The organism is Mesorhizobium alhagi CCNWXJ12-2, from assembly GCF_000236565.1.
Taxonomy (GTDB): domain Bacteria; phylum Pseudomonadota; class Alphaproteobacteria; order Rhizobiales; family Rhizobiaceae; genus Allomesorhizobium; species Allomesorhizobium alhagi.
In genome coordinates this window covers 1-26960 of record NZ_AHAM01000292.1, presented here as the reverse complement: position 1 = coordinate 26960, position 26960 = coordinate 1, and the positions used below count along the sequence as shown (strand labels likewise).

Sequence of the window (26960 nt, the reverse complement as noted above, 5' to 3'; positions counted from 1 at the left end):
CGACATGCCATGCCCGAACAGAGAGACGCTAACCTCGATTTGATCCGCCACGACGCCTCGTTCGACGTCATCGTCGTTGGCGGCGGCATCAACGGCATCGGGGTCTATCGCGAACTGGCGCTGCAGGGCCTGCGGGTACTTCTCGTCGAGCGCAACGACTTCTGCTCAGGCTGCAGCGCCGCCCCCTCACGCATGATCCACGGCGGCCTACGCTACCTGGAGAACGGCGAGTTCGATCTCGTCTGGGAATCGCTGCGCGAGCGCGACGCGCTGCTGCTCAACGCACCTCACATGGTGCGCGCGCTGCCGACGACCATCCCGATCAACTCGGTCTTGTCTGGCCTGCTGAACGGGGCCGCGGGGTTTCTCGGAATAACCAACCGCCCGGCAAGCAGGGGCGCGTTGCCGATCAAGATCGGGCTCATGCTTTACGACTGGACAACACGCCATCGTCGCCTCCTGCCGAAACATCGCTTCCGCAGCGCGCGCGAGACACTCAGGCGCTGGCCATCGCTCTCGCCGCGACTGCGTTTCTCGGCCACCTATCACGATGCCTGGATCAGTTATCCCGAGCGTCTGGGCGTCGAGTTGATCCTCGACACGAAGCGGCTGGCGCCACAGGCCGTGGCGCTGAACCATGCCGAGATCGCGCGATCCGGCGCCGGGTTCGCCGTCACCGACGGCCCGACCGGAGAAGTCCTGCCTGTAACGGCGAAGGCCGTGGTCAACGCCACCGGCGCGTGGCTCGACGCAGCGCTGGCCAGCCTCTCCGAAGGCGGGGCAAGTGCTGAGCCCCTGATTTCCGGCACCAAGGGGTCGCACCTGATCCTCGACTGCCCTGCGCTGCTCGACGCAATGCAGGGCCACATGATCTTCTTCGAGAATGCCGATGGGAGGATCTGCATTGTCTTCCCCTATCTCGGCAAGGTTTTGGCCGGGTCGACCGACATCCGCGTCGCCCGGGCCGATAGGGTGCGCTGCGAGCCAGAGGAAAGGGACTACATCCTCGATGCCGTGCGTGGTGTGTTTCCCGCGATTGCGCTGTCAGTGGAGCACGTCGTCTACAGCTACAGTGGAATCCGTCCGCTGCCGAAAAGTGACCACGAATTTACCGGCCGCATCTCGCGCGGCCATTTCATCCGTCGCATCGAGGGCACGGTGCCGCAGTTCTGCATGGTGGGCGGCAAGTGGACGACCTTTCGCGCCTTTGCCGAGCAGGCCGCCGACATCGTGCTGGCCGAACTGGCGCGCGGTCGGCTGCGTGGCACGCTGGATCTCGCCATCGGAGGGGGCACTGGCTTTCCTAACGCCGCCGGTGGTTTCGCGGCGGCGCTTGTCGCGCGGCACCACATCAGTGCGGCGCGTGCGGCCTATCTGGCCGACCTCTACGGCACCCGAGCCGAGGACGTCTTGGCCTACTGCCTCGGTCGCGACGACGACGAACCCCTCGACGGGGTCTGCCTCACCACCGCGGCCGAAATCCTGTTCCTCGTGCATAACGAGTTCGTCGTGGGGTTGGAGGACGTGCTGGTGCGGCGAACGCCACTGTCGATCCGCGGCGAGGTGTCAGGTACCATCGTCGACCGCGTGGCCGCCATCATGGCCGGCGCGCTCGGCTGGAGCGAAGAGCAGAAGGACCGGGAGGTCGGCGCATTCACGAACGACCTGGCGGAATACCATGGCGTATCCCGCCACAGGCTCGAACAACGATCCAAGGACAGGAGTTCCCAATGCGCCTGAGCACCAAGGCACGGATGAACCGGCTCTTCACCCGCGGCGGCTGCCTCGACGTGGCGCTCGACCATGGCGTCTGTAACGAGCCTGGTTTTCTGGTCGGGCTGGAGGATATGGCAGGGGTCGTCGACACGCTGGTCCGTGCCCGGCCCGACGCGATCCAGATGGCCTACGGACAGGCCGACCTGCTGCAGGGCAGGCCCGAGAAGGATAAGCCGGCGCTGGTGATGCGCATCGACATGGGCAATCCCTACAATGCGCAGCGCCACAAGGTGATGTGGTCACTGCTGCAGAACCATGACGATCCGATCGTCGGCGCGTTGGAGATGGATGCGGCCTGCGTGGTGGTGAACCTGTTCATGTTGCCGGACGAGCCGGACCTGTTCCGCCAGTGCGTGGAGAACATCAGCAAGGTAAGGGCGGCCTGCCATCGCTATGGCATGCCGCTCATGATCGAACCGCTGGTCATGCTGCCCAACGAGGTGCGCGGCGGCTACCAGGTCGATGGCAATGCCGAGAAAATCGTCACGCTGGTTCGCCTCGCTTCCGAGATGGGCGCCGACATCATCAAGGCCGACCCGACCGACGATCCGGAGGAGTTCCATCGCGTCGTCGAGGCGGCGCGGGTGCCGGTTCTGGTGCGCGGCGGCGGCAAGGAGGATCTCAAGGCGGTGCTGGCGAAATCGGCCGCGTTGATGAAGCAGGGTGCCAGGGGCATGGTCTATGGCCGCAACATCTACCAGCATTCCAACCCGAAGGCCGTGGTCAACGCGCTGATGGCCATGATCCATCAAGGGGCCGGTGGCGAAGAAACCTGGGATATATACAACCGTGGCTGATGGCGGACCGTACCTGCTCGGACTCGATGCCGGCAACACCGTTATCAAGGCGGTTCTGTTCGACCTGGAGGGGCGGCAGCTTGCAGCGCATGCGGTGGACGGTGCCACACATAAGCCGGCCGCCGGCATGGTGGAGCGGTCGGTGCCGGAGCTTTGGGAGAACGCCAAGGCGGCCATCGCAGGCTGCATCGGCGCGGCCGACATCGACTCCGGCGCCATCGCCGCAATAGGCACGGCAGGACATGGCAATGGCCTATACCTTCTTGACCGGGACGGCGCGGCTCTGATCGGAATACAATCGCTCGACACGCGCGCTGCCGCGCTTGCTGTGGAGCTCGACACCGCGGTCGGCTCTGACATGCACGCGATCGCCTTGCAAAGGCCATGGCCGTCTCAGACGCCCACCCTGCTCGCCTGGCTCAAGCGGCACCGGCCGGAACTTTACGAGCGGGCCGGGACGCTGCTGTTCGCCAAGGACATCCTGACGTACAGCTTGACCGGAATGCCAGCCAGCGAGATTTCCGACATGTCGGGCGCAGGCCTGCTGCGGCTGCCGGACGCCGTCTACGACACCGGCCTCCTCGCGCTCTACGGGCTGGAGGACGCCACGACGCGGTTGCCGCCATTGCTCCAGCCATCCAGCATAGTCGGCGTCGTGACGGCCGACGCAGCCGCCGCGACCGGGCTGGCGAAGGGCACGCCCGTGGTCGCCGGCTATTTCGATGTCGTCGCATCAGCCCTCGGCTCGGGGGCGGTTGGCGCCGGCGCGGCATCGGTGGTCGTGGGCAGCTGGTCCATCAATCAGGTCTTCTCAGACGCACCGGTACGCGACGATCGCGTCTTCATGGTCGCCGCCTACGGGCCCGGCCTTTTCGTCAACATGGAGAACAGCGCGACATCGGCCGCCAACCTCGAATGGTACGTGCGTGCGCTGGTAGAACGCGGGAGCCACCACAACGATCCGTTCGGCTTCGTCAATGAAATGGTCGCCGACGTTGCCCCGGCGCATGACGATCCCTTGTTCCATCCCTTCCTCTACGGCGGACGGCTGGGCTCGCATCAACGCGGCGGCTTCTTCGGGGTTGCCGGCTGGCACGGCGAGGGCCACCTGCTGCGCGCGATCTTCGAAGGCGTGATGTTCGAGCATCGCCGCCACGTCGGAGTCCTGGCCGAGGCAGGCGTGACCTTCTCGACCGCGGCGCTCTCGGGAGGTGGCTCGCGCTCTGTCCACTGGGCGCAGATGTTTGCCGACGGCCTGGGGGTTCCGGTAACCGTGGCTGAGGCACGTGAGACGGGCGCTCTCGGCGCGGCGATGGCAGCGGCGATCGGGGTGGGGCTCTATCCGGCAGAGGCCGAGGCGGTCGCCGCCATGGCGAGGCCAGCACGGGCATACAGCTCCGATCCGGCGATGCGCGCGCACTATGACCGGCGTTACGCGATCTGGAGGCGGCTGACCGAGGCTGTCGACCCGCTGTGGAGGGAACTGGCATCGCCGGGGCCGGTTGCGTCATGATCGACGGACGCTACGACTACATCATCGTCGGCGCCGGCACGGCCGGCTGCGTGCTGGCCAACCGCCTGACGCAGAATCCCGCCACGCGCGTCCTGCTGCTCGAGGCCGGCGGCTCGGACAACTATCACTGGGTGCATATCCCGGTCGGCTATCTCTACTGCATCGGCAATCCGCGTACCGACTGGATGATGAAGACGGCGCCGGAGCCGGGTCTGAATGGACGCTCGCTGGTTTATCCGCGCGGCAAGGTGCTGGGCGGCTGCTCCTCGGTCAACGGCATGATTTACATGCGCGGCCAGGCCGCCGACTACGACGGCTGGCGTCAGATGGGCAATGTCGGCTGGGGCTGGGACGACGTGTTGCCCTATTTCCTGAGGTCGGAAGACCATCATGGCGGCAAGACCGATCTCCACGGCAGCGGCGGCGAGTGGAAAGTGGCAAAGCAGCGCCTGACTTGGGACATCCTGCGCGCGGTGCAGGAAGGCGCCAAGGAGTTCGGCATCAATCCGCGCGCCGACTTCAACGACGGAAACAACGAGGGCTCCGGCTTCTTCGAGGTCAACCAGCAGCGCGGCTTCCGCTGGAACGCCGCCAAGGGCTTCCTGCGACCGGCACTGAAGCGGCCCAACCTGCGCCTGATAACCAATGCGATGACGCAGAGCCTCGTATTCGAAGGCCGCCGCGTGACGGGAGTGCGCTTCCTCCGAGACGGGAGGCAATACGAGGCGCCCACCGATCGCGAAGTCCTGCTCGCTGCCGGCTCGATTAACTCGCCGCGGCTGCTTGAACTCTCCGGCGTCGGTCGACCCGACGTGCTGCACGACCTCGGCATCGACGTCGTCCATGCGAGCCAGGGCGTCGGCGAGAACCTGCAGGACCATCTGCAGATCCGCACCGTCTACAAGGTTTCAGGCGCCACAACGCTCAACAGCATGGTCAACAGCCGCCTCGGCAAGGCGCGCATCGCGCTGCAGTATGCGCTGATGCAATCGGGGCCCATGTCGATGGCGCCGAGCCAGTTCGGCATGTTCACGAAGTCGGACTCCTCACGCGCGACGCCCGACCTCGAATACCACGTGCAGCCGCTGTCGACGGACAGGCTGGGCGACCCGCTGCACCCGTTCCCGGCCATCACGGTCTCGGTCTGCAACCTGCGGCCCGAAAGCGTCGGCAGCGTGCATGCGGTTTCGACCGTGCCCGACCGGCAGCCGGAGATCAGGTTGAACTACCTCTCGGCGCCGAACGATCGGCATGTCGCGCTCCTGGCCGTACGCCAGGTGCGGCGGATCATGACGGCGAGGGCGCTCGCCCGCTACCGGCCGGAGGAAATCCTGCCCGGCCCAGCGCACCAGTCGCACGAGAGCCTGACGCACCAGATCGGCAACATCGCGACGACGATCTTCCACCCGGTCGGCACCTGCAAGATGGGACAGGACGATCGGGCGGTGGTCGGCAGCGACCTCAAGGTTCACGGGCTCGACGGGGTGCGCGTCGTCGATGCCTCGATCATGCCGAGGATCGTCTCGGGCAACACGGCATCGCCCGTCGTGATGATCGCGGAGAAAGCCGCGGACATGATCCGCTGAGAGAACTGAGCTACCACGAAGCTGCCCGCTCGAACAATCTCGCGATCGACGCGGCCACGGTTGGCGCAATCGGCCATCGCTTGGCAAGAAGGCGATGCCCGGCACGGATCGACCCAGCCACTGTCAGATGGGTCAATTGCTGGCCGTCGGGTTTCGAGCGTGCCCGTGGAGGCGGGCCGCCACGCCGCCAGGATCTTCATCAGCGCCGACCTATCGCAATGTGAAACTAAAATCCCTTTCGGTCATTTGCGAAGGCTTTGACACGAGAAAGCTGAGGGTCCCCCCCAAATGATGGAAGCTGTCCCTTAGCTCCGAGCCCCGCCATACACGATCGCTGCCGGCGCCGTGAAAACCGGCCGCGATGCGCAGCGGGCCCTCGGACCATGACTCAGCCTTGCCGCCCTGACGGTCGTGTTGCTGCTGATCAGGTTGCGGTAGTCGGGGATGTGGTTGGAGAAGAGCGTTCCCGAACCCTCGATCTCGTAGCGGCAATCGCGATGGAGTACGGCTTTAAAGCCGATTAAAAGTCTAGGATCGCGCCGTCGACGACCTCTTTCATTACGAAGAACGTGCGTGTTTGGCGCACCCCTGGAAGGGCGATGAGCTGGCTGCCGTGCAATCGGTTGAAATCAGCCATGTCGCGCACGCGGATCTTCAGAAAGTAGTCGAAATCGCCGGCTACCAGATGGCAATCAAGGATGAAAGGAAGTTTTCGAATCGCCGTCTCGAAGGCAGCAAAACTCTCCGGCGTCGAGCGATCCAGGACGACGCCGACCATCACCAGAGCACCCCGCTCGATGCACTTTGGGTCAATGTCGGCATGAACGCCGCGAACATATCCCTCCCGGAACAGACGCTCGGTTCGGCGATGGCAGGTTGCCGGACTGACACCGACCAGTTTCGCCAGATCCGAATTGCTCAGCCTGCCGTCACGCTGCAACTGGCGGAGAATTTTGCTGTCAATCCGATCCAGCTGCGTACCTTCGGAAGATTCTTTCATTAGAGAGGCCATTTGGTGAGAGAAACAAAAGCAAAACAGTGATCTTTACGCATATATTTATAGGGAATCCGCCCCCTTAGAAAGCACCTTCCAGGCGAGATGGGTTAACTTCTCTTTCTCAACCCTGCTCCTGAAAGGCTGCACATGCTGCAAAAATTCCCCCGTTATCCGCTCACCTTCGGCCCCACCCACATTGAAAAGCTGGAGCGCCTGTCGGCGCATCTGGGAGGCAAGGTGGAACTCTACGCCAAGCGTGAAGACTGCAACTCGGGTCTTGCCTTCGGCGGCAACAAGCTGCGAAAGCTGGAGTATATCGTCCCTGACGCCATCGCCTCGGGGGCCGATACGCTGGTCTCGATCGGCGGCGTGCAGTCGAACCACACGCGCATGGTGGCAGCGACGGCCGCCAAAATCGGTTTCAAATGTCGGCTGATACAGGAAAGCTGGGTGCCGCATGAGGATGCCGTCTATGATCGCGTCGGCAACATTCTGCTCAGCCGCGTAATGGGCGCGGATGTGGAACTGGTCGACGAAGGCTTTGACATCGGCATCCGGCAAAGCTGGGAAAACGCGCTGAAGGATGTGGAGGCGAAGGGCGGCAGGCCCTATCCCATCCCCGCGGGGGCATCGGTGCACAAATATGGCGGGCTCGGCTATGTCGGCTTCGCCGAGGAGGTTCGCGCCCAGGAAGCCGAGCTCGACTTCAAGTTCGACTACATCGTGGTTTGCACCGTGACGGGCTCTACCCATGCCGGCATGGTGGTCGGTTTCGCCAAGGATGGACGGCAGCGCAATGTGATAGGCATCGACGCCTCCGCCACGCCCAAGCAGACCAAGGCACAGGTGCTCGACATCGCGCAGAAGACGGCGGACCTGGTCGAGCTTGGCGCCGCGATTTCCGTGGACGACGTAGTGCTGATGGAGGACTACGCCTATCCGCTCTACGGCGTCCCCTCCGAGGAGACGAAGGAGGCGATTCGGATCTGCGCCCGGCTCGAAGGCATGATGACGGACCCGGTCTATGAGGGGAAATCCATGCAGGGCATGATCGATCTGGTGAAGAAAGGGTTCTTCCCGGAGGGATCGAAGGTGCTCTATGCCCATCTCGGCGGGGTGCCGGCGATCAACGGCTACAGCTACACATTCCGCAACGGGTGACGCTGGTGGCACGAACGTCGCGGAGCTACCCCCGTTTTGCCAGATGAATGGAATTCGCGACCTCGATGATGTGCGGCGCGATTTCCGTTCGCACTCTGTCAATGCTCCATCTCAGGCTGGATACAGAGCACTGCACGGTCGCCATTGGGCGCCCGTCGGCAGCAAGGATAGGGGCGGCAATGCCGATCTCGTTCAGAATGTTTTCGTTCTGCGTCAGCCCATAGCCGCACGCTGCCGCATCTTCGATTGCGGCGGCAATCTTCGTTCGGTCGAGCGTCGTCTTCGGCGTCAAGGCAACAATCGGCCATGTTTCCACCGCCTCCTTGCGCTCGCTTTCGTCAAGACAGGCGATCATGGCGCGGCCGCTGGAGGTCGTGAGTGCGGGCAGGCGTCGGCCCGCGATCATGGCGCCAAAGCTCGTCAGCTGTGTCGGAATGCGGATGATATAAACGATCTCATGTCCGTCGAGCCGCGCTACGTTAACGCGCTCACCCAGCTTGCGGCCAAGCTCGATCAGCTTTGGCATGGCCAACTGCACGAGGGGATCAGACCAAAGATAGGCGTTGCCAAGTTCCAGGCACCTCAACGACGGGCGGTAACGCCGGGATTCGGGATCCTTGTTGAGATAGCCGATCTTGTGCAGCGTGTTGGTCAGCCGCTGCACGGCGCTTTTGTCGAGCCGTGTCAATGCAGCAATTTCCGTCAGCCCCAATGCACTGTGCCGCTCGTCGAAAGCGCTCAGGATGCGCATGCCTTTTTCGAGCGATCCGACGAACAAAGTGTCCTGTTTTTCCTTGCTCAATCCCGTGTCTCTTTTTTTCGCTACCCAGATGCCATGCGCGGTGTCGGCTCTTGAGCGCTTCTTGACAAGCCTTAACCCGATTAATACGCTGAACCGTATTACAGTTGTCTGTATCGTAATATAATACGAAGTCAGTAGCCAGAGGGGCCGGTTCGCCGGTTTGAAAGCAGATGGATCCACGTCTTTTGATGAGTTCAGTCGCAATGGCCGTCATGATGACCGGTGGCGAGGCCATGGCCGATAAGGCGAGCGACACGCTCAAGGCCGCTTTCACGAAGGAGCTGGAATCGGTCGACAGCTATTTCAATTCAGCCCGCGAGGGCGTCATCCTCCAGCGGACCATCTGGGATGGGCTGATCTATCTCAACCAGGCGACCGGCAAATATGAGGGCAACCTCGCGACGTCCTGGAAATGGGTCGACGACACCACGCTGGAATTTAAGCTGCGCGAGGGAGTGACCTTCCACAATGGCGAGGAATTCGACGCCGACGACGTCGTCTTTACGGTCAACTTCGTGGCGGATCCGGCAAACGGCGTCGTCACGCAGCGCAACGTGAATTGGATGAAGGAGGCCACCAAAGTCGACAAATATACCGTCCGCATCGTCACCAAGGGCCCGTTCCCGGCCGCGCTCGAATATCTCGCCGGGCCCGTATCAATCTATCCGAACGAATATTACGCCGAGGTCGGACCGAAAGGCATGGGGCTGAAGCCGGTCGGCACGGGGCCCTATCAGGTCGAAAGCGTTGAACCCGGCAAGCACTTCGTTTTGAAGAAATTCGATGGCTACCATGACGGGCCGAAAGGCAAGGCGACGATCGGCACGGTCGACATCCGCACCATTCCGGATGTCAACACGCAACTTGCCGAGCTGTTCAGCGGCGGCCTTGATTTCATCTGGGGCGTGCCTTCCGACCAGGCAGAGAAACTTGCCGCCACAGGGCGCTTCAACGTCGTCAACGAAAGCACGATGCGCGTTGGTTATCTAGAGCTGGATGCGGCGGGCCGCAGCGGCACCGATAATCCTGTGACCAAGCTGGCCGTCCGCCAGGCGATCAATCATGCCATTGACCGACAGGCCATCGTCGACAACCTGCTCAAGGGCAAGTCCAAGATAGTGAACGCCGCCTGCTTTTCCTCGCAGTTCGGCTGCGAACAGGATGTGGCCGCTTATGACTACGACCCGGAGAAGGCCAAGGCCCTGCTGGCCGAGGCCGGCTATCCGGATGGTTTCGCCATCGACCTTTATGCCTATCGCGACCGCGCATATGCCGAAGCCATGCTCGCCTACCTTGCCGAGGTGGGCATCACCGCAAATCTCAAATATCTTCAATATTCCGCCTTGCGCGACCTGCGTCGCAACGGCGAGACCAGCATGAGCTTCCAAAGCTGGGGCTCTTATTCGGTGAATGATGTTTCGGCCATCACCAGCGAGTTCTTCAAGCACGGTGCGGAGGATTTCGCCCGTGACGATGAGGTCAAGGCATGGCTGGACACTGCGGACACCTCGATTGATCCCGCCGTGCGCGAGGAGAACTATTCGAAAGCGTTGAGGAAGATCGCAGATCAGGCCTATTGGGTTCCGCTGTTCTCCTACAATTCCAACTACGTCTTCTCCAAGGAACTGGAATACACGCCGACATCGGACGAGGTCGTGCGCTTTTTCCATGCACGCTGGAACTAGCTTCGCGTCGGCGCACCGGGTTGGGAATCTCGCCCGTGTGCCGACCAGCTTTTGCTTTTCGGGGTCGTAGATGCTCGTTTTTGCGCTGAAACGCCTTGGGCTCGTGGTGCTGGTGACGCTGACCGTGTCGCTCCTCAGCTTCAGCCTGCTCTTCATGTCCGGCGATCCGGCCTCGGCCATCGCGGGAGAAAATGCCAGCGCGTCCGACATCGAGGCTATTCGCACGCTTTACGGCTTCGACCGGCCATTCCTCGTGCAGTATGGCGACTGGCTATCCGGCGCCCTTCGCGGCGATTTTGGACAGAGCTATTATTTCAAGCTGCCGGTCTCGACGCTCATCGCAGACCGTCTGTCGGTCACGATGCTGCTTGGTGTGTGTGGCATTTCCTTTGCACTCCTAACCGCCGTGCCGCTCGGCGTGGTGGCGGCCATGCGGCCCAATTCCTTTATCGACCGTGCAGCGCTGTTTTTGTCCGTGATGGGGCAAGCCATGCCGAGCTTCTGGTTCGGGCTGGTGCTGATTGTCATCTTCTCCATCCAGCTCAATTGGCTGCCGCCTTCCGGTTCATCCGGTTGGCAGAACTTCATCATGCCGACAGTGGTGCTCGGCTACTACGCGATGCCCGCGATCATGCGGCTCACCCGGGCGGGCATGCTGGAGGTGCTCGGCGCCGACTATATCCGCACCGCCCGCGCCAAAGGGGCCAGCGAAATGCGTGTCATGTTCAAACATGCGTTGCGCAACGCGATCGTGCCGGTTGTCAGCCTTGCTGCCGTGCAGATGGGCTTCATGCTGGGCGGCTCCATCGTGGTGGAATCGATCTTCGCGCTTCACGGCGCGGGCTATCTCGCCTGGGAATCCATCGCCCGCAACGATCTGCCGACAGTGCAGGCGCTGATCCTGATCTTCTCCTGCTTCTACATCATCTTCACCTTCCTGTCGGACTTGGCCAACGCCTGGCTCGACCCCCGGATCAGGGTGGGCTGACGCGATGGGCACTGTGTCCCCAGCGGCCGAGGAAATCCGCGCGCCGAGCCCGGCCGCTCTGCTGCGCCGGCGCATCTTCGGCCATTACGGGCTGGTGTTCGGTATCACGGTCCTCTTCATCATCATTCTGATCGCGCTTTTCGCGCCTCTCCTCGCCGGACATGATCCCTATTCGCAGGATCTGCTGGCGCGCATGAAGCCGCCCTTCTGGATGAACGGCAGCGATCCGGACCATATTCTCGGCACCGACCATCTCGGCCGCGACTATCTGGCAAGGCTCCTCTATGGCGCGCGCATTTCGCTCGCGATCGGCTTTATCGCGGCGCTTATCTCGGGCCTGATCGGTACCGCCATGGGGGTTGCTGCCGGCTACTTCGGCGGCCGCGTGGACCTTGTCGTCACCTTTCTCATCAATGTGCGGCTGGCGATGCCCGTAGTGCTGGTGGCGCTTGCCGTCGTCGCGATCCTCGGCGGGTCGTTGCATGTGGTGGTGACGGTGCTCGGCCTGCTCCTGTGGGACCGCTTCGCCGTCGTCATGCGCTCCTCGGTTCTGCAGGTGCGCGACCTCGAATATGTCAATGCGGCCAAGGCCATCGGCTGCTCGACCCGACGTATCATCCTGTCCGAGATCATGCCCAACATCGTCAACAACCTCATCGTCGTGGCGACACTGGAGATGGCGCATGCTATTCTTCTTGAAGCCGCGCTCTCCTTCCTCGGTCTCGGCGTGCAGCCGCCGACGCCCTCATGGGGCCTGATGATATCGGAGGGCAAACAGATGATGCTGTTCGAGCCGTGGCTGATCGCCATTCCCGGCATAGCGCTTTTCATCCTCGTCCTGGCCATCAATCTTCTGGGCGATGGTCTGCGAGACGTCACCGCGCCGGAAAACAGGGGATGAGACGATCATGAGCGACCCCATCCTGAGCGTCCGGAACCTCACGATCGACATTCCGATGTCGCAAAACACGATGCATGCCGTGCGCGGTATCAGCTTCGATCTGAAGCGTGGCGAAACCCTGTGCATTGTCGGCGAGTCCGGCAGCGGCAAGTCGCTGACCTCGCTCGCGATCATGGGCCTTCTGTCCAAGAAGCTTCAACGTGCCGCCACCCGGCTGGATTTCGCCGGCATCGACCTGATGAGCCAGAAACTGCGGCAGATGCGCGATTTGCGCGGAAACCGCATGGCGATGATCTTCCAGGAGCCGATGACATCGCTCAACCCCGCCTACACGATTGGCGACCAACTGGCCGAGGCCTATCTGCTGCACCGCAAGGCAACCCGGGTGCAAGCCCGCATGCGCGCCATCGAACTCCTTGGAAAAGTCGGCATTACCGCCGCCGAGAACCGCCTCTCGCAATATCCGCACCAGCTTTCCGGCGGTCTGCGTCAGCGCGTCATGATCGCCATGGCGCTCATGTGCGAGCCCGAACTCATCATCGCGGACGAACCCACCACGGCGCTCGACGTCACCATCCAGGCGCAGATACTCAGGCTGCTCGCCGATCTGCAGCGCGAGATGAACATGGCGATGATCCTTGTCACCCATGATCTGGGTGTCGTGGCGCGCGTCGCCGACAAAGTTGCCGTTATGTATGCCGGCGAGGTGGTGGAGCAGGGCACCGCCAAAGAGATATTCGGGCACCCCCGCCATCCCTATACGCGAGGGCTCCTGCGCTGCATTCCGGTGCCGGGCAGGTCGAAGCCGGGCGAGCATCTGGGCTCCATTCCAGGCATGGTGCCCTCGCTTGTGGGCAGGGTGAAAGGTTGCGCCTTCCGCGCCCGCTGTGACGTCGCCGAAGAAGCCTGCACCGCCGCCATTCCCGAACGACGTATGGAAAGCGGGCACGCCTGGCGCTGCATTCATCAGGCTGCTGAAAGGTTGTCGCCATGACCCGGACAACCACGCGACCCCTCCTGGAACTGGCCGCCATAACCAAGACCTACCAGGTCAAGCAGGGCCTGTTCGCCAAGGCGAAGCCGCTCAATGCGCTGGGTGGTGTGAGCCTGTGCCTGCACAAGAAGGATGTGCTCGGCCTTGTCGGCGAATCCGGCTGCGGCAAGTCCACGCTCGCGAAAATCCTGCTCGGCCTCGAAGCGCCCACTGCCGGCAAGGTGCTGGTGGACGGCAAAGAAATCGACCCACGCGAGCGCCGGCATCTGGCACGGCGTCTCCAACCCATCTTCCAGGATCCTTATTCCTCACTCAATCCGCGCAAAAGCATCGAGGACATCATCGCCCTGCCGCTGGTGGTCCACGACATCGGCGACAGCGCGTCCCGGTCGCAGGCGGTGGCGCGCATGCTCGATCTGGTGGGGCTTCCCGCGCGCGTGCGCCGGGGCTACCCCAATCAACTTTCCGGCGGCCAGCGCCAACGCGTGGCCATTGCGCGCGCGCTCATCATGAAACCGGAAATCGTCGTCTGCGACGAACCGACCTCCGCGCTCGACGTATCCGTGCAGGCGCAGATTCTCAACCTGCTTGGCGATCTGCGGGAGGAGTTGGGGCTCACCTATTTCTTCATCAGCCACAATCTGGCGGTAGTGGAGCACCTGGCGACACGGGTGGCGGTCATGTATCTCGGCCAGATCGTGGAAGAAGCGGCGGCGGCGGCGCTTTTTGCCAATCCACGCCACCCCTACACGAAGGCGCTTCTGGAATCGGTCCTCACCCCTGATCCTTGCCTCTCCGTGCCCGACACGCATCTCGGCGCATCCTACCCGAATCCGATTTCGCCACCCTCCGGCTGCCGGTTTCACCCGCGTTGCGCGCAAGTCCGCGACATCTGCAAGACCACCCCGCCGCCGCGTATCGGCAACGAAGGCGGGCACGTGGACTGTCATCTCTACAGCGGCGCAGCAGCGCACTAGCCTGGATCAGAAAATGAGTAACCTCTCGCGCTCGCAGATCGTGCGCAAACATGTCGCCACGACCAGAAACGGCGTCGTCGCCGCGCAGCATAAAGTGGCCGCCGAAATCGGTGCGGCGGTGCTGGAAGCCGGCGGCGATGCGGTGGACGCTGCCGTGGCAACCTCGTTTGCCATCGGCGTCGTCGAACCGTGGATGAGCGGCCCAGCCGGCGGCGGGGCGATGACGATCTGGCGGGAGTACCAACAGCAGGCGCAGACGATCCAATTCGGCATGCGCTCGCCTTCAGCCCTTGATCCGGCCAATTATCCGCTGTCGGGAGAAGGACGGGCCGGGGATCTTTTCCCGTGGGCCGCGGTGGTGGACGACCTGAATGTTCAGGGTGCAACCGCGATCGCCGTGCCCGGCACCGTGGCGGGGATGGCACTCGCCCACCAGAAGTACGGTGCGCTTGACTGGAAAGAGCTTTTGATGCCGGCGGTCGGTCTGGCCAGGAAGGGCCTGCTGGTCGATTGGTATGCTTCGCTTCTGATCGCCTCCACGGCGCGCGAACTGGCGAAGGACGCGGATGCGGCCGCTCTCTTTCTCGATGGCGGACAATGGCCGAAAATCGCCGGCTGGACGGCGCTTTCTTCCACACGGCTCGACCAGAGCCGCATGGCGGAAACGCTGCTGCGACTGGCCGAGGCAGGACCTCGCGACTTCTACGAAGGTGACATCGCGGCCGCCCTCGCGGCCGACGTAGAGGCAAAGGGCGGCTGTATTTCCCGCGACGACCTCGCCTCCTATCGCGCAAGGCTGACACCAACGATCGACGTATCCTATCGCGGCGGTATCGTGCGCGCCGCCGAAGGCATGACCGCCGGTCCCAATCTGGTCGAATGCCTGGCAACGATGGACGCTGCTTTTGTGCCCGGCGGGCGGCCGGATGCAGTGAGCTTTGCTCAAACCGCTCGCGCCCTTTCCGGGACCTATAAACGGCGCCTTTTGGAAATGGGCGATGTCGAGCCGCCTCACGCCCCGTCCTGCACCACGCATTTCAGCGTCGTCGACAAAAACGGCAATATGTGCGCGGTCACGCAGACGCTTTTGAGCATATTCGGCTCGCGCGTCGTCTCGCCGTCGACCGGCCTTCTCATGAACAACGGCATCATGTGGTTCGATCCCGAGCCCGGCAAACCCAATTCGCTCGCACCCGACAAGGCCTGCCTGATGAACATCTGCCCCACCATCGGCGAGAAGGGTGGAAGGCGCTTCGCCATCGGCGCGTCGGGCGGGCGGAAAATCCTGCCCGCGGTGCTCAACCTCACATCCTTCCTGATGGATTTCGACATGTCGCTAGAGGACGCTTTCCACCATCCGCGCATCGACAACAGTGGCGGCGGCACGATCATCGCCGACGAGACCCTGCCGCCGGATGTCATCAAGGCGCTGGGGGACGTCCACCCGGTGGTGACATCGAAACGGACGGTTTTTCCCTATGCCTTTGCCTGCCCCGCGGGCGTCCTGCGGGAGAACGGCATGAATATGGGCTGCACGGAAATCATGTCGCCATGGGGCGATGCCGTGCACGAGAAGGAAGGAGCTTGACGTGACTACCCGCGACGGCGCGATGGCGCGCATCAACAATTATCTTGCCTCTGGCGCCTTCGAAGAAGAGCTTGGCCGCATGATCGCCTTCGAGACGGAGAGCCAGGAGCCCGCAAAGCGGCGGGAACTCAGGCGGTATCTGGTCGATGAAATCGCCCCAAAGCTCGATGCGCTCGGTTTCACGTCTCAAATACTGCAAAATCCGGTCGATCCCGGCGTGCCGTTCCTCCTCGCCGAGCGGATCGAGGACCCCGCCCTTGAAACGATCCTCGTCTACGGTCATGGCGACGTCATCCGTGCCCAGACCGAGCAGTGGCGGGAAGGACTGCATCCCTTCAGACTTGTTAGGGAAGGGGACCGCCTTTACGGACGCGGCACCGCCGACAACAAGGGCCAGCACTGCATTAACATCGCAGCGCTGCGGGCAGTCATCGCCGAAAAGGGGCGGCTCGATTTCAACTGCAAGATCATCATCGAAATGGGTGAGGAATGTGGATCGCCCGGTCTGGCGGAATTGTTCCGGCAAAACCGTGACCTCTTTGCCGCCGATGTCCTGATCGCCTCAGACGGTCCCAGGCTGCATCCCGAGCGTCCAACCCTTTTCATGGGATCGCGCGGCGCCATCAATTTTGATCTTGTCGTCGATCTGCGCGAAGGCGCACATCATTCGGGCAACTGGGGCGGCCTGCTCCGCGATCCGGCGATTGTGCTTGCCCACGCACTTGCAAGCATCGTCGACCGGCGCGGCCAGATCCAGATTCCCGAATGGCGCCCAACGAGCCTCACGCCTGCCGTGCGCGAGGTCCTGAAGGATTGCCCGGTCGGCGGCTATGACGGCCCCAAGATCGATCCCGATTGGGGTGAGGAGAGCCTGACGCCTTCGGAGCGCGTTTTCGGCTGGAACAGCTTTGCCGTTCTGGCACAGTCAAGCGGCGTGCCCGAAGCGCCCGTAAACGCCATTTCCGCCCGCGCCAAGGCCCATTGCCAGTTGCGCTATGTGGTGGGTACGCAGCCGGACGACATCCTGCCGGCGTTGCGCCGCCATCTCGACAGGCACGGTTTTACCGATGTCGAGATCGTTCCGGCCGATCGGGGTTTTTTCCGCGCCACGCGACTGGACCCGAATCATCCCTGGGTGACGCGGGTGAAGGAGTCCATCGCCAGGACCACGGGCAAGAAACCAGCCGTCCTGCCCAACCTTGCCGGATCGCTGCCCAACGAGACCTTTGCAGAAATCCTCGGCCTCGCCACGGTCTGGGTGCCCCACTCTTATCCCGGCTGCTCGCAGCACGCTCCCAACGAGCATGCGCTCGTCTCGATGACGGAAGAAGCGCTGACGATGATGACAGGACTTTTCTGGGACATCGGAGAAAGGAGGTCATCGACATTTTCATGACGTTGTCGCTACGGCCGGTCATAGAGGCCTCGGTCGATCCGGCGCAGCGCCCCGGCGGGTGGCGGCGCGCGCGCCCAGATCGGCGAAGTCGCCGGGGGGTCCAGACCTCGACGGGTTTGGATTCAATGCGGGCAAGCAGGCGCGAGCGAAGATCGGTATCGGGCTCAACTATAGGCATGTCCGAAGTATGCTACAATTTTCGGACATTCCGTGGTGCCCCAAACTCCAAAATGGAACTCGCATTTTTCGCATTGAAGGATATGGCCCGAGCATCGAATGCCTCCTTCCGCAGGGGCACGATATCATCCCGGTTGACTCTTGATGGGTACGAGAACAAATGTAGAACAAATTCAGGCTTTCGCGTTTCAAGGGTCAGATGAGTGTATCGGCGCCCCCTGCTGCCATTTCCGGGCTTCGAGAACGCATCGCGCGCCTCGAAGGCTCAAATGCGCGCATCCGCACGGTTTTGCCGTTCGGAGTGGCCGCGATCGACAGGGTTCTGCCGGGAGGGGGATTGGCTTTTGGCGGCCTGCAGGAGATCGCGGGCGGTGGAAACAGCGCCGTCGATGGCGCAGCCGCGGCACTCTTCGCTGCCGGTATTGCCGCGCGCATGGTGGGCAAGGTGCTGTGGTGCGTTACCCGGCCCGATCTTTTCGCGCCGGCCATCGAACAGGCCGGCCTTCCTCCGGGACGGGTGATCTATGTCGAGGCCGGTGACGAAAAATCCGTCCTCGCCTGTTTGACGAGGGCCTTCGTGGCGGCTTTGGCGCTGTCGTTGCCGAGGTTACCCGGCTCTCGATGACGGCCTCGCGGCGCCTGCAGCTCGCCGCGGAGAGTTCCGGTGCAATCGGCATTGCCATTCGCCGCTGGCGCCGCCAGACCGAAGCGACCGACTTTGGCCAGCCGACCGCCGCCGAGACCCGCTGGCGGGTGTCGGTCCTGCCGTCGACCCCATTGCCGGTTCCGGGGATTGGACGGGCCCGCTGGCATCTCGAGCTGATCCGATGCCGGGCCGGAGAGAGTGCAGATTTTATTGTGGAGGCTTGCGATGCCAAGGGTCGTATCGCTCTTCCTTCCGATGTGGCCGACGGACCGCTTCAGAAGGAACTCGGGCGACGCCGCGCCTCCGCCTGAGACGCCGCTCGTTTTGATCGGCCGTGATGGTCGCCGCCGTGTTGTGCTTGCCGCCGACGCGGCAGCGCACGCAGCCGGCCTGCGCATCGGCATGCCGGCGAGCAAGGCGCAGGCACTCGTTCCGGGCCTCATCGTTCATGACGCAGAACCGGAAGCAGATCTCGACGCGCTCGAGCGGTTGGCGCTGTGGGCGTTGCGCCGCTACGCGCCGATCGTCGCTGCCGATCCGCCGGACGGCCTCGTTATGGATACGACCGGCGCCGATCATCTGCATGGTGGCGAGGCGGCAATGCTTACCGAGATGGTGGCGCGGCTTGGCGCATCCCACATCGCGGCGCGCGCCGCGGTTGCCGACACATGGGGCGCAGCCCACGCGCTAGCCCGCTTCGGCACGCGGCAGATCCTTGTGGTTCCATCCGGCGAGACGGCGCAGGCAGTCCTGCCCTTGCCGGTTGCAGCGCTTTCGCTTGGCCGCCGGCACGGTTGACAGTCTAAGGCAACTCGGCTTCGAGACAATTGCGGATCTTGCCGTCACACCGCGCGCGGCACTGGCGCTGCGTTTTGGACCGGAACCCGGCCGACGCCTCGACCAGGCGTTCGCCCGAGTGAGCGAACCGATCGAGCTGACCCGGCCGCAGGAGATCGTCGAAGTCTGCCGCAATTTTGCGGAGCCCATCGGCGCGGCCGAGACGATCGCCCGCTATACGGGCAAGCTGGTGGCAAAGCTCTGCGCCGAACTTGAGGCGCGAGGGCAGGGCGCGCGCCGGCTCGATCTTTTGTTCTTCCGTGTCGATAACCACGTCGAGGCGATCCGTGTCGGCACAGCAATGCCGGTGCGCGATGTGAAGCGTCTGACCCGGCTGCTCACCGACAAGATAGAAACCATCGATCCAGGGTTCGGCGTCGAGCTGATGCGGCTTGCCGCGACCGTTGCCGAGCCGCTGCGGTCCAAGCAGATGATTTCCTCGCTTGCCGAGGCGCCCGAACCCGACGTCTCGGATGTGATCGACATCCTCGCCAACCGTGTCGGCGAGGACCGGCTCTATCGCTTCGCCCCGGTGCAGAGCGACGTTCCCGAACGGTCGGTCCAGCGCATTGCGCCGATGGCGCCTGATACCGGCGAGGGCTGGCCTGGCCATTGGCCGCGCCGTCGAGGTTGCTGCCACGGCCCGAACCTATCGAGACGGTCGCCCTTCTTCCCGACCATCCGCCGGTGACCTTCACCTGGCCCGGCGTGCGCCGGCGCGTGAAGCGGGCGGACGGCCCCGGCACGGGTTTTCGGGGAATGGTGGAAGCGCGACGCCGAGTTGGCGGCCGTGAGGCATTATTTCCAGGTCGAGGACGAGAACGGCGAGCGCTATGGTTTATGCACGGGATCTTCGGATGACCGGCGCAAATCGATATGCCGAGCTGCAGGTCACCACCTACCAGGCACTCGGCATCGCGATAAAGCGGAAATGCATTTGACGCTGAGGATATGCGCCTTGGCCGGCGGTAGGAGATTCGGCTGCAATGGCGAACGCCCGGGACCCGCGCGGCAGTAACGCCATCGGCAATGCCATGGGCCCGGTCGGCTTTGTCCGACCGACCTTTTTGAAGCATTTTTGGGCTGCGTCCTTATCGGCGGCCAAAGTCACAAAGGGATCGGCAAATGGATCGGCAATTCATATCGGCAATTGTGCAGACTTGTGGGCTAAAATGCGTTACACTGTAAGCCGTTGAGACGCGATAGAGATCGGCAAAGAATGCTTGAGACCCCTGCCCGTATCGAGCCGCTGTTTTTTGACGACGCGGTGCCGACCGTCCTGGCCGATCTGGCGATCGAGCTGCAGAAGGCCGCCGATGAACTCGGCCGAGGCCTGCATCCGGAATCGGCTGCCGAACTGGCCGATCTCGTGCGCGTCATGAATTCTTACTATTCGAATTTAATCGAAGGCCACAACACCCGACCTCGAGATATTGAAAGAGCATTGGCCGGAGCCGCGATTGATCCGGAACGCCGTCCTCTCGCCTTAGAGGCCAAGGCCCATGTCGAAGTTCAGAGGACGATTGACGGCCTCGGGTTGCGTGGGGAGTTGCCAATCCCGACCTCGATCGATTTCATCCGTTGGGTTCATCGTGTCTTCTACAACGAGATGCCTGAGGAATTCCGGTTCATCGACAAACCTGGCGGCATGACAGCCGAGATCGTGCCCGGCGAGTTCCGGTTGTCCGCCGATCATGACGTCGTTGTCGGCCGCCATCAGCCGCCATCGCCTGGCAGGGTGGTGGCATTTATGGGGTATTTCCAGAAACGATATGCGATGGCCGAAAAGCAGGCGAGCCTGCGAATCATCGCGATTGCGTCTGCTCATCATCGCCTCAATTACATACACCCGTTTCCAGACGGCAACGGCCGCGTCAGTCGCCTGATGTCTCACGCCATGGCGCTCAAGGCCGGTATTGGAGGCAATGGCCTGTGGTCGATATCTCGAGGCCTCGCCCGTGGCCTGAAAGATCGTGGCGAATACAAGCGCATGATGGATCACGCGGACAGTCCCAGACAAGGCGATCGTGATCGCCGAGGAAATCTTTCGGAATCGGCACTCAAGGATTTCGTCGAATGGTTCCTTACAGTTGCGCTCGACCAGGTGCGGTTCTCGACCGCAATGTTCGACCTCGGACGGCTTGAGACTCGCTACCGTGCCCTGGTGAAAGATATTGTCGACGACAAACGAGCGCCTGATCTGGTGTCAGCAGTATTGCGGTACGGGAGCCTGCCGCGCGGCGAGGCCAATTTCGTGCTGAAGACCTCCGAGCGCACGGCAAGGAACACGCTATCTGATCTCGTCGATCGAGGCTTCCTGAAATCAGACACCCCGAAGGCACCGGTGCGGATCGCGTTTCCTCTCGATTTCAGGGAACGGTTGTTTCCGAATCTGTTCACCGACGCCGAAATCAATGCTCCGGAACCGCGTTCCCTTTCTTTCAGGTGACACGGCTCACATCGTTTGCGTGCTTCATGGCGCTCGGATGGGACGGCGAGATTGGGTTACGCGGTGCGTGCTGATAGAACGGAACGCCGATAGCCGGCGATCGGCCGGATCGAATACCGACGCCTAACCACATGCCTGACCTTCCGCATACCAAACTGCTTGCCCGCAAGATCTCCGACTTCTGCCGCCTCCGATGGCCGACAGGGGTGAGTAGGCCGCTTTCCGGCGGGAGGCGGGGATAGCTGCGGTCCCGAAAACGAGGGTATTTCGGGAAAATACCGCTGCCTTATCGTTGTATCTATCGCTGCGTGGGAAGCTCGACAGTCTGGCCCACAACATCGATCGCCACCTTACCTCGAAGCCCACGGGAGCTTCCGCCTTCGAGCAATTCATGCGCATCGCCGACCCGAGCCAGAGGCAGCACCGCGCCGATCACAGGCTTGATCAGACCGCGTTCGACAAGGTTTGTCAGCGCGTCGAGCTTGCCGCGGTTCTGCCGGGTGAACACGAAATGATAAGCGGCATTCTTGCCCCACGCCTCGATCAGGTTTTGCGGCTGTGCGATGTCGACGATGCTGACCACCCGTCCGGCATCTGCGAGGGCGAGCGGGCTTTTCGTCAGGGTGTCGCCGCCGATGGTGTCGAACACGACGTTCACCCCCTTGCCATGCGTCAGGTCCGCCACGGTTGAGACATAGTCATCGGAGGTGTAGTCGATTACCTCGTCCGCTCCGAGCGAACGTACGAATTCATGGTTGCTGGAGCGCGCCGTCGTGATGACCCGCGCACCCATCGCCTTGGCAAGCTGGATCGCCACCGTGCCCACACCGCCGGCGCCACCGTGGATCAAAATCGTTTCATGGACAGCAAGCTGGGCGCGGGTCACCAAAGCTTCCCAGATCGTACCGCCAACCAGCGTCAGGCTGGCAGCCTCCAGATGGCTGATATTGTGCGGCTTGCGAGCGACCAGATCGACGTCGACAACGTGCTGCTCCGCATATGAGCCGGGGCCGCCGAAGATTTTGGGCGTGTAGTAAACCTCGTCACCTATCTCGAACTCGCTCACGTCCGCCCCCTTCTCTTCCACGACGCCGGAAACGTCGTGACCGATGATGGCGGGGAGCGGCACGTAATCGACATAGTCGCCGCGGCGGATCTGATAGTCCAGGGGATTGATGGCAGTGGCGTGAACGCGCACCCGGACCTGTCGCGGTCCGACAGCCGGTACGCAAACATCGCGCAGCTCGAACGCGTCGTAGCCACCGAACTTTTCGAGGACCATTGCCTTCATGGTGTCGGTCATGATCTTGCCTTTCCTCAAACCCAATTGATGGTAGGAGCCTCGTTAGCAGGTACACATCATTGCTCTCATTCTAATTCCGGCGACTTTCTCGGGAGCAGCGGGCCGGCCGATCAAGGTGGCGCCGACCAACGCCATGATCCGCCGCCGCCCTCGCTTCAGCGCCGCAGCACGTCCTGCCATTCCGGGTGGCGGCCGATCTGCGCCTTCGCGAAGGGGCAGAGCGGCATGATGGCGACACCGTCGCGGCGGGCGTCCTCGATCGCCTGGCGTACCAGACGCTCGCCGACCTTGCGGCCGCGCAGGGCCGCAGGCACTTCCGTGTGGTCGATGATGATCAGGCCTTCGCCAGCCCGGCTGTACGTCATCTCGGCCTCCACGCCGTCGACGACGAGGCGGTAGCGTCCCTTCGACGCGCCATCCTCCCGCTCGACCGTCTCGTTGCCGGTCGAGGCCGCGGGCCCGACCGTTTCGGCGTCGGGCCGGCGGACCTGCCGCGGCGCTCCATGCGCGCATTCGAGGAGATCGCGGTCCCATTCGCCCAGATCGGCCGCCGGCTCGTAGGTCGAGACGAGGAAGGCCATCAGGGCTTCGTCGGGATCGGCGGCCGACCGCACGGCATCGTAGGGGAGGACGAATTCGGACAGGCCGTCGTGCCAGAAAGCGGCATCGGGCCGAACCGCTGCTGCGCGGTAGCCGGCCGGCGCCGGATAGGCGTAGGCGTAGAAGGCCGGATAGTCGATGCCGTTGCCGCCCGGCCAGAAGCCCGCCGAGGACACCTCGCGGTCATAGGCCTCCTGCGCCACGTCGTCCGGCAAGGCGGGGATGCCCGCCGGATGGAGCGGGGCGCGCCTGCCCGAAAAGCGGGTGATCGCCAGGTCGAGCGCGCCCCAGAAGAGATGAACGGGACTGGCCTTGCCGAGAAACGACGTGCGGAACCGATTGAAGACCTTGTCGACCGCCATCAAGGCCTGGTGGAAGCGCTGGACCGCGTCGCGGTCGTACGGCCGGTCGCGATCGTCCTCGGCGAAGGGTATCGGGTTCGGCACCTCGTTCGGCTGCCCATTGAACGTCGGCGTGCCGCCCAGATCCGAAATCAGTTGCACGAAACTGGCGTGGAATCTGGCGACCGTCATCGGCCCGAGATCGAACGATTTTCTGCGACCGTTTCCGCAGGTGCCCACGACCTTGTGCTCGCGCAGATCGAACAGGATCTCGATGCCCGGTCCATCCGGAATCGGCGAGGACACCAGACCGATCGGCGTGACGTAGAAGGTCGCGTTCCACGAATGGTTCAGCCACGGTGTGTGCGCCAGCCGGTATTTGCCGGCGACCTGGAGATAGAGATGCAGAGCCGAACACGTCTCGCGCCAGCTGAGGTAATCGAGGTCGGGCCATTTGGTCATTTCGGTTCCTCCAGGCTGGTTTCGGTCATTCCGGAAGGGGAATGTGCTCGTTGCGGTCGTCGACGGGCAGATCGAAGCGCCCCTTGCCCCAGTTCGCGGCGCGCCATTCGGCCTTGGCGCGTTCGATGCGTTCCTGCGACGAGGCGACGAAGTTCCACCAGATGTAGCGCGGTCCGTTGAAGGTCGCGCCGCCGAGGATCATCAGTCGCGCGCCGCGGTCCCCGGCGCCAACCGAGATGCGGTCCCCCGGCCGGAACACCATCATTTGCCCTGCCTCGAAGTTCTGGCCCGCGACCGAGATCGAGCCTTCGACGATGTAGATGCCGCGGTCTTCGTGGTTGTCCGGCATCGGCAGCCGGCTTCCCGGCTCGAGCCTCACGTCGGCGTAGAACGTCTCGGAGAGCATCGTCGCCGGTGCGATCTTGCCATAGGCGTTTCCGAGAATGAGCCGAACCGAGACGCCACTGTCTTCGATGACGGGCAGCATCTCCTTGCCGTGATGCTCAAAGCTGGGCGCCACGTCCTCGTGGCTGTCCGGCAAGGCCAGCCAGGTCTGGATGCCGAACAGGCTGTTCGGGCCGCTCCGCGCCGTCGCGGAGGTACGCTCCGAATGCGTGACGCCGCGCCCGGCGACCATCCAGTTCAGCGCGCCGGGACGGATGATCTGGTCGGCGCCGGTGCTGTCACGGTGATGGAAGTCGCCCTTGAACAGGTAGGTGACCGTGCCGAGGCCGATATGCGGATGCGGACGGACGTCGACGCCCTGCCCGGTCAGCAGCTCGGCCGGCCCGGCCTGGTCGAAGAAGATGAATGGCCCGACCATCTGCCGCTTCGGTGCGGGCAGGGCGCGCCGGACCTCGAAACCGCCGAGGTCGCGGGAGCGCGGGACGATCAGGGTCTCGATCGCATCGATGCCGACCTCGTCCGGGCAGCCCGGTTCAAGTGCTGGGTTCCAACTCATGTGCATCATCCCTTTGTCTTCGGATCGCCTGATCCTGCCGAGCGATCCTCGTAGCCGGCGGCCGAAACGCCCCCGGCATCGGCAACTTCCACGAACGTCCGCAAGTCTGCGATGTCCATTCGGCGTTCCCCGTTTCGCGACACAGCGTGGCAGGAGCAGGATCGCCGATGGAGATGTCGCTTGCTGCGCTCGCCGCACGGTCTGGCACTCACGCATTCCCGCCGGCAGATCCGTCGAAGTTCGGTCGCACCCTTTCCGAGAAGCCGAACGAACTCAAGCCTCCGCGTCGCGACGAGCCGGAAAGGGAGCAAGAACGGCACCAGAGCGGCATGTCCTGCACCGCAAAGCGCGAACGTATTCGTTAGTTACCAGCAGCAGATGAGCGCTTCCCTCGAGACCCAGGAGATTGGAATGACTTTTCGCAACGGCCTTGCCTCGCTTCTTCGCCCCGAGGATTCCGTACTCGTCCTGATAGACCATCAGCCCTACCAGCTGGCGAACCTGAACAGCCACGATCCGCAGGCGGTGGTCAACAACACGACCGCGCTCGCTAAAGTGGCCAAGGTGTTTGGCGTTCCCACGATTCTGACCAGCGTAATTGCCGCCCGCGGCGGCGTCATCTTCCCGCACGTCACCGAGGTGTTCCCCGACCAGGAGGTCATCGACCGGACGTTCATCAATACCTGGGAGGATCCAAAGGTCGTCGATGCGGTCAAGGCGACGGGCCGCAAGCAGTTGATTATCGCCGGCCTGTGGACCGAGATCTGCGTCGCGATGCCGGCGATCCAAGCGGCGGGAGAAGGTTGGGACGTGACCGTGATCACCGATGCGTCGGGCGGCACGTCGCTCGAGGCCCACGAGGTCGCGATTCAGCGCATGATCGCAGCCGGCATCAACATGATGACTTGGCTGGCCCTGGCTTCCGAATGGCAACGCGATTGGGCCCGGGCCGAGACCGCGACCGAATTGAACGACGCCCTCAAGTACCACATCGGCGGCAGCGCTATCGCCTATCTCTGGGAGCAGCAACTGCTAAACACGCCGGTGCCGAGCACTTCGGGCTGATCTGAGTTCGGATGACGAGGCGAGCCCGAGGCATGCCCGGAATGGCTCCGGCCTCGTCATCCACAGTTCTATCCGAAGCTACCATAAGGGAGTCAGCGATGGATTTCGCGACAATCATGCAGGCCAACCTCGATCTGGCGTTCGGCGACGCGACTCCACTCAGCGCATCTCGGCGTTCCGAAACATCCGCGATGAAAACGCGGAGCTTTCACGACCCCGAGCGTTCGGCGCGTGGTCACGAAGCGATCTCGCAGGCCGTAACGGACGTTAGCGTTTGACATCTTCCGGGTCGAGGACGGCAAGCTGGCCGAGCATTGGGACGTGTTGCAGAACGAGGTGACCGCGACCGTCGCCCCTGGCCGGATCTCGATGTTCGACCCCGGGGAAGAGCACATCGTGCTTCGCCGAACCGGCGTAGCACGCGCCACCCACCATCACGATCGATAGTGATTTGCGAGAACCCATCATGGAAATAGGCATCGACAGTTTCGCGGCCATCCTCCCCGACCCGGCGACCGGACGACTTCCCTCGGCGACCGATCGCATGGCCGACCTCCTTGATGAGGTTGAAACCGCTGACCGCGTCGGGCTCGACGTCTTCGGCATCGGCGAGCACCATCGCGCCGAATTTCTTGACTCCGCGCCAGCGGTCATTCTTGCCGCCGCAGCTGCCCGTACAAGCAACATCCGGTTGACGAGCGCGGTAACGGTGCTGAGCGCTGCCGATCCCGTCCGGGTTTTTCAGGAATTCGCGACGCTCGACCTGATTTCCAGGGGACGCGCCGAGATCGTCGTCGGGCGAGGCTCGTTCGGAGAGGCCATTCCGCTGTTCGGCCTTGACACGCGAGCCTATGACGACCTTTTCGCCGAAAAGCTCGACCTGTTCCTGAAACTCGGCGAGGAGACCAACATCTCCTGGTCTGGGCGTTTTCGTCCGGCCCTCCACGGAGAGGGCGTC

General features: G+C 63.0%; 21 protein-coding genes and 2 pseudogenes. 17 read left to right on the top strand and 6 right to left on the bottom strand.

The window, feature by feature from the left end; genetic code table 11:
* The first annotated feature begins 9 nt into the window (after nucleotides 1–9).
* The 4 genes from MAXJ12_RS30515 to MAXJ12_RS30500 are packed head-to-tail and all read left to right on the top strand — an operon-like array spanning nucleotide 10 to nucleotide 5672.
* Nucleotides 10–1740 (top strand): glycerol-3-phosphate dehydrogenase/oxidase, encoded by a 1731-nt coding sequence (locus MAXJ12_RS30515; RefSeq protein ID WP_008840032.1) that lies wholly within the window; start codon nucleotides 10–12, stop codon nucleotides 1738–1740.
* On the top strand, nucleotides 1731–2573 hold the full coding sequence (locus tag MAXJ12_RS30510) for a class I fructose-bisphosphate aldolase (RefSeq protein ID WP_008840031.1): 843 nt from the start codon (nucleotides 1731–1733) through the stop codon (nucleotides 2571–2573). Before MAXJ12_RS30515 ends, MAXJ12_RS30510 begins: the two co-directional genes overlap by 10 nt.
* Complete coding sequence (locus tag MAXJ12_RS30505) at nucleotides 2566–4086, top strand: FGGY-family carbohydrate kinase (RefSeq protein WP_008840030.1); 1521 nt, start codon at nucleotides 2566–2568, stop codon at nucleotides 4084–4086. The genes MAXJ12_RS30510 and MAXJ12_RS30505 overlap by 8 nt, the downstream gene beginning before the upstream one ends.
* Nucleotides 4083–5672 (top strand): GMC family oxidoreductase, encoded by a 1590-nt coding sequence (locus tag MAXJ12_RS30500; RefSeq protein WP_008840029.1) that lies wholly within the window; start codon nucleotides 4083–4085, stop codon nucleotides 5670–5672. The genes MAXJ12_RS30505 and MAXJ12_RS30500 overlap by 4 nt, the downstream gene beginning before the upstream one ends.
* 520 nt (nucleotides 5673–6192) lie before the next feature.
* Here MAXJ12_RS30500 and MAXJ12_RS30495 read toward each other — a convergent pair.
* Entirely contained in the window at nucleotides 6193–6672 is a 480-nt protein-coding gene (locus tag MAXJ12_RS30495) for an Lrp/AsnC family transcriptional regulator (protein WP_008840028.1), read from the bottom strand.
* 144 nt (nucleotides 6673–6816) lie between these two features.
* Between MAXJ12_RS30495 and MAXJ12_RS30490 the strand changes: the two genes are divergently transcribed.
* The gene (locus tag MAXJ12_RS30490; RefSeq protein ID WP_008840027.1) at nucleotides 6817–7830 is read left to right on the top strand and encodes a 1-aminocyclopropane-1-carboxylate deaminase; all 1014 of its coding nucleotides are present in this window, start codon (nucleotides 6817–6819) and stop codon (nucleotides 7828–7830) included.
* 25 nt (nucleotides 7831–7855) lie between these two features.
* Here the strand turns inward: MAXJ12_RS30490 and MAXJ12_RS30485 are convergent, their stop codons facing one another.
* Entirely contained in the window at nucleotides 7856–8632 is a 777-nt protein-coding gene (locus MAXJ12_RS30485) for an IclR family transcriptional regulator (protein ID WP_008840026.1), read from the bottom strand.
* Nucleotides 8633–8820: 188 nt separating this feature from the next.
* On the opposite strand from MAXJ12_RS30485, the gene MAXJ12_RS30480 reads away from it, so the two are divergent.
* The 10 genes and pseudogenes from MAXJ12_RS30480 (at nucleotide 8821) to MAXJ12_RS30435 (ending at nucleotide 21270) form a co-directional block, all read left to right on the top strand.
* Complete coding sequence (locus MAXJ12_RS30480) at nucleotides 8821–10317, top strand: ABC transporter substrate-binding protein (RefSeq protein WP_244421661.1); 1497 nt, start codon at nucleotides 8821–8823, stop codon at nucleotides 10315–10317.
* A 70-nt stretch (nucleotides 10318–10387) separates the two neighbouring features.
* Nucleotides 10388–11305 (top strand): ABC transporter permease, encoded by a 918-nt coding sequence (locus MAXJ12_RS30475; protein ID WP_008840024.1) that lies wholly within the window; start codon nucleotides 10388–10390, stop codon nucleotides 11303–11305.
* 4 nt (nucleotides 11306–11309) lie between these two features.
* A complete protein-coding gene (locus tag MAXJ12_RS30470) occupies nucleotides 11310–12206 on the top strand; it encodes an ABC transporter permease (RefSeq protein WP_008840023.1) in 897 nt (298 codons plus the stop codon).
* Between the two features lie 7 nt (nucleotides 12207–12213).
* Complete coding sequence (locus MAXJ12_RS30465) at nucleotides 12214–13200, top strand: ABC transporter ATP-binding protein (protein ID WP_008840022.1); 987 nt, start codon at nucleotides 12214–12216, stop codon at nucleotides 13198–13200.
* Entirely contained in the window at nucleotides 13197–14177 is a 981-nt protein-coding gene (locus tag MAXJ12_RS30460; protein ID WP_008840021.1) for an ABC transporter ATP-binding protein, read from the top strand. The genes MAXJ12_RS30465 and MAXJ12_RS30460 overlap by 4 nt, the downstream gene beginning before the upstream one ends.
* 13 nt (nucleotides 14178–14190) lie before the next feature.
* Nucleotides 14191–15765, top strand: a complete 1575-nt coding sequence (locus MAXJ12_RS30455; protein ID WP_008840020.1) for a gamma-glutamyltransferase — start codon at nucleotides 14191–14193, stop codon at nucleotides 15763–15765.
* Complete coding sequence (locus MAXJ12_RS30450; protein WP_008840019.1) at nucleotides 15737–17161, top strand: M20 family metallopeptidase; 1425 nt, start codon at nucleotides 15737–15739, stop codon at nucleotides 17159–17161. The genes MAXJ12_RS30455 and MAXJ12_RS30450 overlap by 29 nt, the downstream gene beginning before the upstream one ends.
* 376 nt (nucleotides 17162–17537) lie before the next feature.
* A pseudogene (locus tag MAXJ12_RS30445) lies at nucleotides 17538–18295 on the top strand (ImuA family protein).
* A pseudogene (locus MAXJ12_RS30440) lies at nucleotides 18210–19656 on the top strand (Y-family DNA polymerase); the annotation flags it as partial. The pseudogenes MAXJ12_RS30445 and MAXJ12_RS30440, both read left to right, overlap by 86 nt.
* Before the next feature lie 432 nt (nucleotides 19657–20088).
* Nucleotides 20089–21270: a Fic family protein gene (locus tag MAXJ12_RS30435; protein WP_244421659.1), complete on the top strand. Its 1182-nt coding sequence runs from the start codon at nucleotides 20089–20091 to the stop codon at nucleotides 21268–21270.
* Nucleotides 21271–21568: 298 nt separating this feature from the next.
* Here the strand turns inward: MAXJ12_RS30435 and MAXJ12_RS30430 are convergent, their stop codons facing one another.
* The 4 genes from MAXJ12_RS30430 to MAXJ12_RS38090 all read right to left on the bottom strand — a co-directional run bounded on the left by MAXJ12_RS30430 (nucleotide 21569) and on the right by MAXJ12_RS38090 (nucleotide 25056).
* Nucleotides 21569–22573 (bottom strand): zinc-dependent alcohol dehydrogenase family protein, encoded by a 1005-nt coding sequence (locus tag MAXJ12_RS30430; RefSeq protein WP_008840016.1) that lies wholly within the window; start codon nucleotides 22571–22573, stop codon nucleotides 21569–21571.
* 155 nt (nucleotides 22574–22728) lie between these two features.
* Nucleotides 22729–23976 carry a DUF5996 family protein gene (locus MAXJ12_RS30425; protein WP_008840015.1) on the bottom strand — a complete coding sequence of 416 codons (1248 nt, stop codon included), beginning with the start codon at nucleotides 23974–23976 and terminating at the stop codon, nucleotides 22729–22731.
* Nucleotides 23977–24001: 25 nt separating this feature from the next.
* Nucleotides 24002–24937 (bottom strand): pirin family protein, encoded by a 936-nt coding sequence (locus tag MAXJ12_RS30420; RefSeq protein ID WP_008840014.1) that lies wholly within the window; start codon nucleotides 24935–24937, stop codon nucleotides 24002–24004.
* A 5-nt stretch (nucleotides 24938–24942) separates the two neighbouring features.
* Nucleotides 24943–25056, bottom strand: a complete 114-nt coding sequence (locus tag MAXJ12_RS38090; RefSeq protein WP_008840013.1) for a LysR family transcriptional regulator — start codon at nucleotides 25054–25056, stop codon at nucleotides 24943–24945.
* Between the two features lie 292 nt (nucleotides 25057–25348).
* Here MAXJ12_RS38090 and MAXJ12_RS30410 point away from each other — a divergent pair, with 292 nt between their 5' ends.
* Nucleotides 25349–26002, top strand: coding sequence for a hydrolase (locus MAXJ12_RS30410; protein ID WP_008840011.1), 654 nt, complete (start codon nucleotides 25349–25351; stop codon nucleotides 26000–26002).
* A gap of 466 nt (nucleotides 26003–26468) precedes the next feature.
* The coding region (locus tag MAXJ12_RS30395; protein ID WP_008840008.1) for an LLM class flavin-dependent oxidoreductase at nucleotides 26469–26960 on the top strand (492 nt) is incomplete at its 3' end.

Bases quoted from the DNA above. Each gene is read 5' to 3' on its own strand.
- MAXJ12_RS30515 (WP_008840032.1), top strand. From the start codon at position 10: ATGCCCGAACAGAGAGACGCTAACCTCGATTTGATCCGCCACGACGCC.
- MAXJ12_RS30510 (WP_008840031.1), top strand. From the start codon at position 1,731: ATGCGCCTGAGCACCAAGGCACGGATGAACCGGCTCTTCACCCGCGGC.
- MAXJ12_RS30500 (WP_008840029.1), top strand. From the start codon at position 4,083: ATGATCGACGGACGCTACGACTACATCATCGTCGGCGCCGGCACGGCC.
- MAXJ12_RS30495 (WP_008840028.1), bottom strand. From the start codon at position 6,672: ATGAAAGAATCTTCCGAAGGTACGCAGCTGGATCGGATTGACAGCAAA.
- MAXJ12_RS30490 (WP_008840027.1), top strand. From the start codon at position 6,817: ATGCTGCAAAAATTCCCCCGTTATCCGCTCACCTTCGGCCCCACCCAC.
- MAXJ12_RS30480 (WP_244421661.1), top strand. From the start codon at position 8,821: ATGAGTTCAGTCGCAATGGCCGTCATGATGACCGGTGGCGAGGCCATG.
- MAXJ12_RS30475 (WP_008840024.1), top strand. From the start codon at position 10,388: ATGCTCGTTTTTGCGCTGAAACGCCTTGGGCTCGTGGTGCTGGTGACG.
- MAXJ12_RS30470 (WP_008840023.1), top strand. From the start codon at position 11,310: ATGGGCACTGTGTCCCCAGCGGCCGAGGAAATCCGCGCGCCGAGCCCG.
- MAXJ12_RS30465 (WP_008840022.1), top strand. From the start codon at position 12,214: ATGAGCGACCCCATCCTGAGCGTCCGGAACCTCACGATCGACATTCCG.
- MAXJ12_RS30460 (WP_008840021.1), top strand. From the start codon at position 13,197: ATGACCCGGACAACCACGCGACCCCTCCTGGAACTGGCCGCCATAACC.
- MAXJ12_RS30455 (WP_008840020.1), top strand. From the start codon at position 14,191: ATGAGTAACCTCTCGCGCTCGCAGATCGTGCGCAAACATGTCGCCACG.
- MAXJ12_RS30450 (WP_008840019.1), top strand. From the start codon at position 15,737: ATGCCGTGCACGAGAAGGAAGGAGCTTGACGTGACTACCCGCGACGGC.
- MAXJ12_RS30430 (WP_008840016.1), bottom strand. From the start codon at position 22,573: ATGACCGACACCATGAAGGCAATGGTCCTCGAAAAGTTCGGTGGCTAC.
- MAXJ12_RS30425 (WP_008840015.1), bottom strand. From the start codon at position 23,976: ATGACCAAATGGCCCGACCTCGATTACCTCAGCTGGCGCGAGACGTGT.
- MAXJ12_RS30420 (WP_008840014.1), bottom strand. From the start codon at position 24,937: ATGAGTTGGAACCCAGCACTTGAACCGGGCTGCCCGGACGAGGTCGGC.
- MAXJ12_RS38090 (WP_008840013.1), bottom strand. From the start codon at position 25,056: ATGGACATCGCAGACTTGCGGACGTTCGTGGAAGTTGCCGATGCCGGG.
- MAXJ12_RS30410 (WP_008840011.1), top strand. From the start codon at position 25,349: ATGACTTTTCGCAACGGCCTTGCCTCGCTTCTTCGCCCCGAGGATTCC.